This is a genomic window from Dysosmobacter sp. Phy (assembly GCF_054476235.1).
In genome coordinates, this window is sequence record NZ_CM136997.1 from 1,109,700 (window position 1) to 1,122,756 (window position 13,057).

A 13,057-nucleotide genomic window follows, 5' to 3' on the forward strand; every position below is an offset into this window, starting at 1 on the left:
GTCCCCCTTTTTTCCTGCGGCCTTTCCCGCCAAGGGGGAAAATCCCGCCGGGGCTGTGAATTTTTTTCAAATTCCGGGGTTTTTTCTGGCGCTTTCGCCCATGGTATGGTATACTGAGAGCGATCTTATGGCCATGGGCCGGGATCCGGGCCGGCGCGCTTTGCTCCGGCCGTCAAATCACACGAAAGAGGGGGCCCTGTTATGGCCAATCGGGTAGTCGTCAATATCTGCGGCGAGGAATACACCTTCATTGCGGAGGAGTCCGCCTCCTATATGCAGCGGGTGGGCGCCTATGTGGGCGACAAGATGAATGAGGTCCTCAGCGGCACCAAGGTGGGCCGCACCGACGCCGCCGTCCTCACCGCCGCCAATATCGCCGACGAGCTGTTCAAGGCCCAGGCCGCGGCGGAGCAGCTGCGCAGCCAGATCAAGGGCTATCTGGACGAGGCCTCCAAGGCCCAGAGCGAGGTCAGCGAACTCAAGCGGGAGATCTTCCGCCTGCAGCAGCGGCTGGACAACCGGAACAAGGGATGAGGCCGGAGCTGCTCTCCCCCGCCGGCTCGCCGGAGGCCCTGCGCGCCGCCGTGCAGAACGGGGCCGACGCGGTGTACCTGGGCTGGGGGACCTTCAACGCCCGCCAGGGCGCCAAGAATTTTTCGGACGCCGAATTTGCCGACGCCCTGCTCTACTGTCACGAGCGGGGCGTGCGGGTCTTTTTGACCCTCAATACCCTGGTGACGGACCGGGAGCTGCCCCGGGCCCTGGACACCGCCGCGGCCGCCGCCCGCCTGGGCGTGGACGCCGTGCTGGTCCAGGACTGGGGGCTTTTCTTGCTGCTGCGGCAGATGCTGCCGGACCTGCCGGTCCACGCCAGCACCCAGATGAGCGCCTTCACCGCCGGGGCCGCCCGGCTTCTGGCGGCGGACGGGTGCGAGCGGGTGGTGCTGGCCCGGGAGTGCTCCGCGGCCGACACCGCCGCCATCTGCGCCGCCTGCCCGGCGGAGATCGAGATCTTCGCCCACGGGGCCCTCTGCATGTGCTACTCCGGCCAGTGCGAGATGAGCGCCCTGATCGGCGGCCGCTCGGGCAACCGGGGCCGCTGCGCCCAGCCCTGCCGCCTGCCCTACGCGGCGGTGGGCGGGAAAAAGGGCAATCCCTACCCCCTGAGCCTGAAGGACAACTGCATGGCCGCCTCTCTGGAGGAGGCCGCGCACATGGGCGTTTCCTGTTTGAAGCTGGAGGGCCGCATGAAGCGGCCGGAGTACGTGGCCGTGGTGACGCGGATCTATGACCGGCTGCTCGCGGAGGGCCGGGGCCCCACCGCCGCCGAGGCGGCGGAGCTGGAGGCGGCCTTCTCCCGCTCCGGCTTCACCGACGGGTACTGGCAGGGCCATACCGGAAAGGACATGTTCGGCACCCGGCCCGCCGGGGCCGCGGACCCCAGAGAGCTGTTCGAGGCGGCCAAGGCCGCCTATGAGAAGGGCGACATGCGGACCGTGGGCGTGGACCTGTCCTGCACCGTCGCCGCCGGAGTCCCCTGCACCCTGACCGCCGCCGACCGGGACGGCCACGCCGTCACCGTCACCGGTCCCGTGCCGGAGGCCGCCCGGACCCGCGCCCTCACCGGCGCGGACCTGGAGGCCCGCCTGCGCAAGACCGGCGGCACCGCCTACCGCTGCGAAACGGTGGTGACGGCGGTGGACGAGGGCCTGTCTCTCTCCGCCAGCGCCGTCAACGGCCTGCGCCGGGACGCCCTGGCGGCCCTGACGGAGGCCCGGACCGCGCCGCCTGCGCGCCGCCTGCTGTCCCAGCCCCCGGCGCCGGAGGACACCTGCTCCGCCGCCGAACCGGCGCTGACCGTGTCGGTGGCCCGGCGGGACCAGCTGACGGAGGACCTTCTCTCCCTGGGCCCCGCCCGGGTGTATGTGCCCCTGGAGGTTTTGGCGGACATGGACGCCCTGCCGGCGGGCCGGACGGAGTGGTGCGCCGCGCTGCCCCGGGTGTGGCGGGACCGGGACGAGGAGACGCTCCGGTCCTGGCTGGAGCGGACCGGAGAGCTGGGCGTCACCGGTGCGCTGCTGGGCAACATCGGCCATGTGCCCCTGACCGAGGGGCTGGGCCTGACCCGGTACGGCGACTTCGGCCTCAACGTGTTCAACAGCCGCTCCCTGGAGTATCTCCGCCGCAAGGGGCTGCAGGGCGCCTGCGTGTCCTTTGAGCTGCGCTTTTCCCAGATCCGGGATCTCGCCAAGTGCCTGCCGGCGGAGGCCATCGTCTACGGCCGCCTGCCCCTGATGATCACGGAGCACGACCTCACCGCCGGAGGCGTCACGGCCCTGCGGGACCGGACCGGGGCGGAGTTCCCCCTGCTTAGCGCCTTCGGCCGCCGGACGGAGATCCAGAACAGCCGCCCGCTGTGGCTGGCGGACCGGACCGACTGGCACCGCCTGGGCCTGGCCCACGCCCGTCTGCGCTTCACCACCGAGACGGCGGCGGAGTGCGTCCGGGTGTTCCGGGACTACCTGACCGGCGCTGCGCCGGAGGGGACTTTTACCCGGGGCCTCTACGAGCGGGGTGTGGAATGAGGGTTCCGGCGGAGAAAATCCGCTCCTATCCGTAATATATCATTTAAATTCTACGAATTGTATTTACTTTTGGAGTTTCATATGGAAGAGATCAAGGTAAAATACTTTGTGGACGATATCGACGAGCTGTGCTACGTGGACGGCAAATCCGACTGGATCGACCTCCACGCGGCGGAGGACGTGACCATGAAGGCCGGGGAGTTCCGGCTGATCCCCCTGGGGGTGGCCATCGCGCTGCCGGAGGGGTATGAGGCCCACATCGTCCCCCGCAGCTCCACCTTCAAAAACTACGGGCTTTTGCAGACCAACTCCATGGGCGTGGTGGACTACACCTACCGGGGCGACGGCGACCAGTGGCGGATGCCCGCCTACGCCACCCGGGACGTGACCATCGAGAAAAACGCCCGGATCTGCCAGTTCCGCATCGTGAAAAACCAGCCGCCCCTGCGCTTCGTGCGGGTGGAGCGGCTGGAGGGGCCGGACCGGGGCGGCTTCGGCTCCACGGGAAAGTGAGGCGCGCCATGGCAAGGATCGTACTGGCCTCCGCCTCCCCCCGGCGGCAGGAGCTGCTGCGGCGGATCGGCCTCACGGACTTCACCGTCCGGGTGCCGGACGTGGAGGAGGCTTTTCCCGAGGGGCTGAGCCCCCAGGAGACGGTGAAATACATCTCCCGGGAGAAGTCCCAGGCCGTGGACGCCGCGGAGGATGAAATTGTCATCACCGCCGACACCATGGTGTTTCTGGACGGGCAGAAGCTGGGCAAGCCCGCGGACGAATCGGAGGCCCTGGCCATGCTGACGGCCCTCCAGGGCCGCCACCACACGGTCTGCACCGGCGTCACCGTCCGCCTGGGCAGCCGCATGGAGACCGAGGCTGAGACCACGGAGGTATACTTCCGCCCGGTGAGCCGGGAGGAGATCCTGGCCTACATCGCCACCGGCGAGCCCATGGACAAGGCCGGCGCTTACGGCATCCAGGGCGTGGGCGCGCTGCTGGTGGAAGGGATCCGCGGCGACTACTTCAACGTGATGGGCCTGCCGGTGCTGCGGCTGAGCCGGATGCTGAGCCGTTTCGGCGTGCATCTGCTGGTATGAGCGTGAATTGACAGTCGGGAGGGGTCCCCTTTGAAAAACTTTCTGAAAGAACACGGCCTGTGGGTCCTCTTTGCCGCGGCAGTCATCGCCGTGGCCCTGGCCTGCATGTCCTTTTTCTCCGCCAACTCGGCGCCCCTGACCAACCTGGCGGGGATCATCGCCTCCCCCTTCCGGGCCGCCTACACGGCGGTGGCGGACTGGATCAGCGACAAGCAGAAGTACTATGAGGACTACACGGCCCTGGAGGAGGAAAACGCGGCGCTGAAACAGCAGATCGCCGAGATGGAGGAGGCCGTCCGCCGGTCGGAGAAGCTGGAGGAGGAAAACGCCAACTACCGGGATCTGCTGAACCTGCAGCAGGCCCACCGGGACCTGACCAGCGACATGGAGTCCGCCTATGTGATCGAACACGAGGTCACCAACTGGACCTCCTCCCTGACGCTGAACAAGGGCACCGCCAACGGCGTGGAGGTGGGCGACTGCGTCATGGACGCCACCGGCGCCCTGGTGGGCCTGGTGGATAAGGCCGGATACAACTGGTGCCGGGTCCTGACCATCGTGGACACGGACACCTCCATCGGCGCCCAGGTGTTCCGGACCAAGGACCTGGGTCTGGCGGAGGGCGACTTCGCTCTGATGCGCCAGGGCCGCCTGCGGCTGGGCGTCCTGCCCGCCGACTGCCAGCTGCTGGCCGGCGACCTGGTGGAGACCTCGGGCCTGGGCGAGTATCTGCCCTCCGGCCTGGTGATCGGCACCGTGGAGGAGGTCCAGGTGGACGACTCCGGCGCCACCTCCTATGCCGTCCTGGTCCCCAAGGTGGACTTTGACAGCCTGAACCAGGTGTTCATCATCAAATCCTTCGACATCGTGCCCTGAGGCCGATGCGGCTTTTTGGAGAGGAGGTCCCGCCGTGCTGGCCCGAAATGAGATCATCTTCAAGTGGTCCCTGTACGCCGGGGCCACCGTGCTGCTTTTGCTGCTGCAGGGGTCCCTGCTGCAGCGCATCACCCTCTGGGGCGTGATCCCCTTTTTGTACCCCGCTCTGGCGGCGGTGCTGGGCAACTATGAAAACCCGGTGCCCAGCTCCATCTTCGGCCTGGGGCTGGGCGTGGTGTGCGACCTGCTTTTGCCGGGTCCCATCCCCTGTCTGTATACCCTGGTGTTTCCCCTGGCGGCCCTCAGCGGCGCCCTGATCTCCAAGAGCCTGCTGAAGGCCGGGTGGCTGTGCGCCCTGGTGTCCGCCGCCGCGGGCTTTTTGCTGACGGATCTGTTCCGCTGCCTGCTGCTGTGGGCCGCCGGCAAGCCCGCCTGGGGGGCGGGCCTGTGGGTGATGGTCCGGGAGTTCGCGGCCACCGCACCCTTTTTGCTGCTGGCGGTGCCGCTGTTCTCCGCCGTCCACCGCCGGGTCCATCTGTACGACTGATCCCTGAAAAGGAGTTTCCATGGAGCGACGAGAATTTCCAAATCTGCGGCTGTACATCCTGGGCGGCTTCGTGCTGCTGGTCCTTCTGATCTATCTGGGGGTACTGTACGACACCCAGGTCAACGACCACGAGGACTACCTGGCCCAGTCCATCCGCACCATTACCCAACCGGAGACCGTAGAGGCCTCCCGGGGCATCGTCACGGACCGGAACGGCCAGGTGCTGGTCTCCAACCGGTCCACATACAGCCTCACCTTCAGCACCTCGCTGCTGAAATCCGGCGAGGATGTCAACGAGGCCATTTTGCGCCTGGTGCGGCTGTGTCAGAAGCAGGAGGTCACCTGGGTGGACAACCTGCCCATCTCCCAGACCGCTCCCTTTTCCTACACGCTGGAGGGATTGGACTCCATCCAGCGAGGCCGTTTTCTCACGTATCTCCTCAGCCTGGACGATGTGGCGGAGCCCCTGGGGGCCTATCTGCTCCAGCACCCCGGGCTGCTGGAGCAGACGGATGAGGACGGCACCGTCACCAACGCCGCCGATGAGATCCTGGCCGACGCCACCCTCACGGACCAGCAGAAGGGGGCGAAGCTGGCGGAAAAGCTGCCCTCCTCCGCCCTGACGGAGGAGCTGCTGACGGCCATCGGCATCTCCGCCCACAAGCTGGTGGAGCTCATGCGGGCCAGCTTTGAACTGCCTGCCATCTACTCCCTCAACGAGGCCCGGCTGGTGCTGGGGGTCCGGTACGAGCTGAAGCTGCGGTCCCTGATCGACAACATCCCCTCCTACGTGATGGCGGAGGACATCGACACCGCCTTTGTCTCCATGCTCAGTGACGGCAATTTCGCCGGCGCCAAGGTCAGCGCCTCCAGCGTCCGGGAGTATCAGACCGCCTACGCCGCCCATATCCTGGGGTATACCACCGGCATTCAGTCCGGCGACGACATGGAAGCCCTGCGGGAGAAGGGCTACAACTCCGACGACAAGATCGGCCGCACCGGCGTGGAGGCCGCCTTTGAGGAATATCTCCGGGGCCGGGACGGCGTGCGCATCGTCTCCACCAACGCCGACGGCAAGATCACCGGCGAGTACTACTCCAAGGAGCCGGAGCCCGGCAACACCGTGGAGCTGACCATCGACCTGGATCTGCAAAAGACCGTGGAGGATGCCCTGGCGGCCACCATCACCCGGATGAGTCGGCAGGACCCGGACGAGACCCGGGGCGGCGCCGCCGTGGTGGAGCAGGTGGGCACCGGGGAGATCCTGGCCATCGCCTCCTATCCCACCTATGACCTGTCCACCTGGCGCCGCAGCGATGTGTACGCCCAGCTGTCGGCGGACAAGGCCAACCCCTTCTGGAACCGGGCCACCAGCACCCCCTATGCCCCCGGCTCCACCCTCAAGCCCCTGACCGCCGTGGCGGCGCTGGAGTCCGGCGCCACCACCCTGACGGAGAAGATCCGGGATACGGGCCGCTGGTACTATCCCGGCGACCTCAACAGCTACACCAACTGCTGGAAAACCAGCGGCCACGGCCTGCTGAACGTCACCGGCGCCATCACCAACTCCTGCAACTACTTCTTCGCGGAGATGGGCTACCGCATGGGCATGGATACCTTCGTGGAATACCTGTCGGCTTTCGGCCTGGGCTCCCCCACGGGCATCGAGATCGGCGACGCCGCCGGCACCCTGCCTGAAAACCCGCCGGGCCAGAACCTGGCTCCCTGGGCCGCCTACGGCCAGGCCAACCAGGAGTACACCCCGCTGCAGCTGGCCAACTATGTGGCCACGCTGGTCTCCGGCGGCAAGCACTGCGAGGCGCACCTCCTGAAGGCCGTCAAGTCCTATGACAACTCCCAGGTCCTGGCCACCGGCAACACCGAGGCCCTGAACACTGTGAAAATGGCGGATTCCACCCTGGAGGCCGTGAAGGAGGGCATGCTGGGCTACACCCAGCCGGGCGGCCAGCTGTACACCTATTTCACCCAGTGCGTGGTCACCGCCGGCGCCAAGACCGGCACCGCCCAGCTGGGCGGCGACCAGACCAACAACGGCGTGTTCGTGTGCTTCGCCCCCTATGACGACCCGGAGATCGTGGTGTCCATCGCCATCGAGCACGGCTCCGCCGGCGCCAACCTGGCCTCCACCGCCGTGGAGATCCTGAACGCCTATTTCACCGCCGACGAGGTCGGCACCGCCGTGATCGGCGAACACCAACTGCTTGAGTAAGGAGGATCGCCTCCCATGAGCGAACCCTTTGTCTTTGACCCCCGCTACGGCCTGTGTAAGTCGCCCTTCGGCGCCGCCGTCTGCGGGACCACCGTATCTCTGCACTGCCGTCCCCTGGCCTCCGAGGGCTTTACCCACTGCGCCCTGGTGATGCGCCGGGAGTTCTCCGGCCAGCAGGAGGAGCGGGAGCTCTACCAGGACGGCGTGGACGGAGAGCGGATCCGCTTCTCCCTGAACTTCACCGCCCCGGCGGAGCCGGAGCTGGTGTGGTACCACTTCCGCTTCTGGCGGGACGACGGCTCCGGCTGCGACCTGGACAAAACCGGCTACCGCAGCGACGGGCAGGTCCATCCCTGGCAGCTGACGGTCTACCGGGAGAGCCGCACACCAGGGTGGTTCGGCAGCGGCGTGGTATACCAAATTTTTCCAGATCGTTTCTGCCGCCTGCCGTCGGACAAGGCGGACCCGGCGGGCCTGGTGGGCAGCCGCTGGGTCCATCAGGAGTGGTCCGACACGCCGGAGTGGCGGCCGGACCCGGACGGGGAGATCCGCAACCGGGACTTCTTCGGCGGCTCTCTCCGGGGCATCACCTCCAAGCTGCCGTATCTGGCGGACCTGGGCGTGACCACGCTGTATTTGAACCCCATCTTTGAGTCCGCCTCCAACCACCGCTACAACACCGCCGACTACACCCGCATCGACCCCATGCTGGGCACGGAGCAGGACCTGCGGGACCTGTGCGACGCGGCCCACGCCAGGGGGATGCGGGTGATCCTGGACGGCGTGTTCAACCACACCGGCTCCCAGAGCATCTACTTCAACGCCGATGGCTTCTACCCCTCCCTGGGCGCGGCCCAGAGCCGGGAGTCCCCCTACTTCGGCTGGTACTCCTTTCACCCCTGGCCGGAGGACTACGACTCCTGGTGGGGCATCCGCACCCTTCCGGCGGTCCGGGAGGAGAACCCCGGCTATGTGGACTACATCATCGGTGCCCCCAATTCCATCATCCGCCGCTGGCTGCGCTGCGGCGTGGACGGCTGGCGGCTGGACGTGGCCGACGAGCTGCCGGACTGGTTCATTGAAAAGATCCGGGAGGCCATGGAGGATACCAAGCCCGACAGCTTCCTGCTGGGCGAGGTCTGGGAGGACGCCAGCAACAAGATCGCCTACTCCCAGCGCCGCCGGTATCTCCTGGGCCAGGAGCTCCACGGCGTCATGAACTACCCCTTCCGCACCGCCCTGCTGGCCTATCTCCAGGGCGGGAACGCCGCCGCCTTCCAGGAGGCCATGGAGACAATCCGGGAGAACTATCCCCCCTCTGCCTTCTACTCCGCTCTGAACTTTCTGGGCACCCACGACACCCCCCGCATCCTGACGGTGCTGGGCGCCGACCATGTGCCCCAGACCAAGGAGGAGCGGGCGGCCTACTGCCTCTCCCCCGCCGAGCGGGAGCGTGGCGAGGCCCTGCTGCGGCTGGCGGTGCTGGTGCTGTTCTCCTTCCCCGGCGCTCCCATGATCTACTACGGCGACGAGGCCGGCATGGAGGGCTTTGAGGATCCCTTCAACCGGGGCGGCTACCCCTGGGGCAGCGAACGCCAGGACCTGCTGGAGCGCTTTGCCCGGCTCAGCCGCCTGCGCCAGACCCGCCCCTCCCTGTCCCGGGGCCGGTTCCGGTGGCTGTCCGCCTCCGGACCCCTGCTGGCCTTCGCCAGGGAGACGGAGTCGGAGCGGACAGTGACGGTGGTCAACGCCGGAGCCGAGACCCGGACGCTGACCCTGCCCTGGCACTGGGCGCCGCCCAGAGATCTTTTGACCGGCCGGATCTATCCCGCCGGAGACGGGCTGCTGACCCTGACCCTGCCGCCCCGGACGGGGCTGCTGCTGAGCTGATCGCCTCTCTGCCCCGGATGTTTCACGTGAAACATCCGGGGCGTTTGTTTGTTCTTCGGCAGCATGTTTCACGTGAAACACCCTGGTGACGGCCTTCGTGTTTTTTTGATTTGCCCTTGCAAGTGTCGATACACCTTGATATAATAATGCATTGAACGCAAGGATTTGAGAAAGTAGGTGTCCCTTTGGCAAAAACCATTGCAATCGTCAATCAAAAGGGCGGCGTCGGCAAGACTACCACCTGCGTGAACCTGGCCGCCACCTTGACGGAAGCCGGGCAGAAGGTGCTGCTGTGCGACTTTGATCCCCAGGCCAACTCCACCTCCGGCATGGGCGTGGACAAAACCGTTTCCAAGGGTGTCTATCAGGTCCTCATCGGCGAGATCCAGGCCCGGGAGGCTGTGGCGCGCACCCGTTTCGGGGATGTGCTTCCTTCCAACAAGGCCCTGGCCGGCGCCGGAATCGAGCTGATCGGCATGGACAAGCGGGAGTTTTTGCTGCGGGATGCCCTGGACCAGCTGCGTGAGGACTACGATTTCATCCTCATTGACTGCCCGCCCTCCCTGGAGCTGCTGACGCTGAACGCGCTTTGCGCCGCTGACGCGATTTTAGTGCCGGTTCAGGGGGAATACTACGCCCTGGAGGGCCTCAGCGACCTGATGAACACGGTGCGCATCGTGCGCCGCTCCCTCAACCCCAAGCTGGAGCTGGAGGGCGTGCTGCTGACCATGTTTGACGGCCGCACCAATCTGGCGCTGCAGGTGGCGGAGGAGGTCAAGCACTACTTCCCCGGCAAGGTCTACGCCACGGTGATCCCCCGGAATGTCCGCCTCAGCGAGGCCCCCAGCCACGGAAAACCCATCACCGCCTACGACCGCTCCTCCCGGGGCGCCGAGGCGTACACCGCCTTTGCCGCGGAATTTTTGAAGCGGCAAAAGGGCTGATCTTTGGAAAGGAGGGTGCGTATGGCATCCAAAAAACCCTCCGGCCTGGGCCGCGGCCTGGGCGCGCTGCTGGGCGACGAGGCGCTGAAAAGCGAGGCCGCCGGCAGTCTGTATGTGGACATCTCCCAGGTGGAGAGTTATTCCGCCCAGCCCCGGAAGTATTTTGACGAGGCCGCCCTGGCGGAGCTGGCGGAGTCCATCCGCCTCCACGGCATCATCCAGCCCCTGACCGTCCGGAAGCTGGCCTCCGGCTACTATCAGATCATCGCCGGCGAGCGCCGCTGGCGGGCCGCAAGACTGGCCGGCCTGCGGGAGGTGCCCGTGGTGGTGGTGGAGGCCGACGACCGCAAGGCCGCCGAGCTGGCCATGATCGAGAACCTCCAGCGGGAGGACCTGAACCCCATGGAGGAGGCCGCCGGCTTCCAGGTGCTGATCGACACCTATCACATGACCCAGGAGGAGGCCGCCGCCCAGGTGGGCAAGTCCCGCAGCGCCGTGGCCAACGCCCTGCGGCTGCTGTCTCTGAGCGCGCCGGTGGCCAAGCTGGTGGAGGAGGGCAAGCTCTCCGCCGGCCACGCCCGGGCCCTGGTGCCCCTCTCCCCTGCTCTTCAGGAGCGGGCCGCGGAGGCAGTGGTCAGCGGCGGGCTGTCCGTGCGGCAGACCGAGGCCCTGGTCAAGCGCCTGTCCGCTGAGAAAAAGGAGCCGAAACCGGCTCCGGATGGCCCGGACTACACCGCCGAGGCCCAGAAGGACCTGAGCTCCCGGCTGGGCCGGGGCGTCCGGATCGTCACCGGCCGGAAAAAGGGCCGTATTGAGCTGGAATACTACGGGATGGACGACCTGAACGATCTGCTGGAGGCCTTGGCTCTCCTGCGGATGAAGAAGCGGAACTCCAACCCCTGAAAGGAACCAAAGCATGATGAAACTGGAAAAACGCAGCGACGGGCAGGGCGAGCCCAATCCCGATCGGCAGCCGGAGACGGCGCCCACCGGAAAAAAGCCCGTCGTGGTCTATATCATGATTCTCTTTATCGCGGCCTTTTTGCTGATGGCGCTGTCCTTTTTCATGCATCAGCGCAGCAACACGGAGGCGCTGGGAGAATTGCAGCACTCCGTCACCGCCATGCAGGAGGTCCAGGCCACTCAGGAGAAGATCATTGAGCTCCAGGAGGAGCTGGCCCAGGTCCAGGAGGATCAGCAGGACCTGAAGGAAACCGAGCAGGATCTCCAGCAGGAGCTGGACGATGCCCAGGCCCGGGAGCAGGCGCTGCTGGGACTGTACACCCTGCAGCAGCAGTACGCCGCCGGGGATCTGGAGGCCTGCCGCGCCACCATCGGGGAGATGGAGAGCGCCGGCTATGACCGGCTTTTGTCCAATGAGGCACCGGAGGAGGGGGTCACCTCCCCCGCCCAGCGGTTCGAGGAACTGCGCCAGGCTGTGGAGGGCCAGGCGGGCTGAGGATCGCCCCGCAGCAATGCACATCCGTCATGTTTCACGTGAAACACGACTTTATTTCAGATCAGAGGAGAGAGAATACCATGCTGGATATTCGATTTATCCGGGAGAATCCCGACGCTGTCAAGGAAAATATCAAGAAAAAGTTCCAGGACGCCAGGCTGCCCCTGGTGGACGAGGTCATCGAACTAGATGCCAAGCGCCGCGCCGCCATTGCCGAGGCCGACCAGCTGCGCTCCAACCGCAACACCCTCTCCAAGCAGATCGGCATGCTGATGGGCCAGGCCAAGAAGGATCCCAGCAAGCTGGCGGAGGCCGAGGCCGTGAAGGCCCAGGTCAAGGAGCAGGCGGACCGCCTGGCGGAGCTGGAGAAGCAGGAGACGGAGCTGGAGGCGGCTCTGCACAAGGATATGCTGCTGATCCCCCAGATGATCGACGACTCCGTGCCCCTGGGCCCCGACGACTCCTGCAACGTGGAGGTGGAGCGCTTCGGCGAGGCCAAGGTGCCCGACTTCCCCATCCCCTATCACACCGAGATCATGGAGTCCTTCGGCGGCATCGACCTGGACGCCGCCGGCCGGGTCTCCGGCAACGGCTTCTACTATCTGCTGGGCGACATCGCCCGGCTCCATGAGGCCGTGCTGGCCTACGGCCGGGACTTTATGATCAACAAGGGCTTCACCTACTGCATCCCCCCCTTCATGATCCACGGCAACGTGGTGGAGGGCGTCATGTCCCAGACCGACATGGAGGGCATGATGTACAAGATCGAGGGCGAGGACCTGTATCTGATCGGCACGTCCGAGCACTCCATGATCGGCCGGTTCATCGACCAGATCCTGCCGGTGGAGAGCCTGCCCCAGACCCTGACCTCTTACTCCCCCTGCTTCCGCAAGGAGAAAGGAGCCCATGGCATCGAGGAGCGGGGCGTCTACCGCATCCACCAGTTTGAGAAGCAGGAGATGATCGTGGTCTGCAAGCCCGAGGAGTCCAAGGACTGGTATGAGAAGCTGTGGCGCTACTCCGTGGAGCTGTTCCGCTCCCTGGATATTCCCGTGCGGCAGCTGGAGTGCTGCTCCGGCGACCTGGCGGACCTGAAGGTCAAGTCCTGCGACATCGAGGCCTGGTCTCCCCGCCAGCAGAAGTTCTTTGAGGTCTGCTCCTGCTCCAACCTGGGCGACGCCCAGGCCCGGCGCCTGCGGATCCGCTACAAGGATGAGAACGGCAAGATGCAGCTGTGCCACACCCTCAACAACACCTGCGTGGCTCCGCCCCGCATGCTGATCGCCTTCCTGGAGAACAACCTCCAGGCCGACGGCACCGTGGTCATCCCCGAGGTCCTGCGGCCCTACATGGGCGGCACGGAGAAGCTGGTGCCCAAAAAATAAGACCCCAGCCGCTTGATGTAATACAAATCGTATTATTTTAATAATAG

General features: G+C 66.0%; 12 protein-coding genes. All 12 read left to right on the forward strand.

Annotated elements, in window-relative coordinates; genetic code table 11:
• Positions 1-201: 201 nt before the first annotated feature.
• The 12 genes from ACVDHE_RS05455 to serS all read left to right on the forward strand — a co-directional run bounded on the left by ACVDHE_RS05455 (position 202) and on the right by serS (position 13,010).
• Positions 202-534 (forward strand): cell division protein ZapA, encoded by a 333-nt coding sequence (locus ACVDHE_RS05455; protein WP_213037179.1) that lies wholly within the window; start codon positions 202-204, stop codon positions 532-534.
• Positions 531-2,585: a peptidase U32 family protein gene (locus tag ACVDHE_RS05460; RefSeq protein WP_458885868.1), complete on the forward strand. Its 2,055-nt coding sequence runs from the start codon at positions 531-533 to the stop codon at positions 2,583-2,585. The genes ACVDHE_RS05455 and ACVDHE_RS05460 overlap by 4 nt, the downstream gene beginning before the upstream one ends.
• Positions 2,586-2,666: 81 nt before the next feature.
• A complete protein-coding gene (locus ACVDHE_RS05465) occupies positions 2,667-3,098 on the forward strand; it encodes a dUTP diphosphatase (protein WP_213037181.1) in 432 nt (143 codons plus the stop codon).
• A gap of 8 nt (positions 3,099-3,106) precedes the next feature.
• Complete coding sequence (locus ACVDHE_RS05470) at positions 3,107-3,679, forward strand: Maf family protein (RefSeq protein WP_458885869.1); 573 nt, start codon at positions 3,107-3,109, stop codon at positions 3,677-3,679.
• Positions 3,680-3,709: 30 nt separating this feature from the next.
• Complete coding sequence (gene mreC, locus ACVDHE_RS05475; protein WP_213037183.1) at positions 3,710-4,555, forward strand: rod shape-determining protein MreC; 846 nt, start codon at positions 3,710-3,712, stop codon at positions 4,553-4,555.
• Between the two features lie 34 nt (positions 4,556-4,589).
• Positions 4,590-5,102, forward strand: a complete 513-nt coding sequence (locus ACVDHE_RS05480; RefSeq protein WP_325224687.1) for a hypothetical protein — start codon at positions 4,590-4,592, stop codon at positions 5,100-5,102.
• 19 nt (positions 5,103-5,121) lie between these two features.
• The gene (locus ACVDHE_RS05485; protein WP_458885870.1) at positions 5,122-7,332 is read left to right on the forward strand and encodes a penicillin-binding transpeptidase domain-containing protein; all 2,211 of its coding nucleotides are present in this window, start codon (positions 5,122-5,124) and stop codon (positions 7,330-7,332) included.
• A gap of 15 nt (positions 7,333-7,347) precedes the next feature.
• A complete protein-coding gene (locus ACVDHE_RS05490; protein ID WP_458885871.1) occupies positions 7,348-9,222 on the forward strand; it encodes a glycoside hydrolase family 13 protein in 1,875 nt (624 codons plus the stop codon).
• A 185-nt stretch (positions 9,223-9,407) separates the two neighbouring features.
• Positions 9,408-10,166, forward strand: coding sequence for a ParA family protein (locus ACVDHE_RS05495; RefSeq protein ID WP_213037187.1), 759 nt, complete (start codon positions 9,408-9,410; stop codon positions 10,164-10,166).
• A 21-nt stretch (positions 10,167-10,187) separates the two neighbouring features.
• Positions 10,188-11,069 (forward strand): ParB/RepB/Spo0J family partition protein, encoded by an 882-nt coding sequence (locus ACVDHE_RS05500; protein ID WP_213037188.1) that lies wholly within the window; start codon positions 10,188-10,190, stop codon positions 11,067-11,069.
• 13 nt (positions 11,070-11,082) lie between these two features.
• On the forward strand, positions 11,083-11,625 hold the full coding sequence (locus ACVDHE_RS05505) for a hypothetical protein (RefSeq protein ID WP_458885872.1): 543 nt from the start codon (positions 11,083-11,085) through the stop codon (positions 11,623-11,625).
• A gap of 80 nt (positions 11,626-11,705) precedes the next feature.
• On the forward strand, positions 11,706-13,010 hold the full coding sequence (serS, locus tag ACVDHE_RS05510) for a serine--tRNA ligase (RefSeq protein WP_458885873.1): 1,305 nt from the start codon (positions 11,706-11,708) through the stop codon (positions 13,008-13,010).
• Positions 13,011-13,057 lie beyond the last annotated feature (47 nt).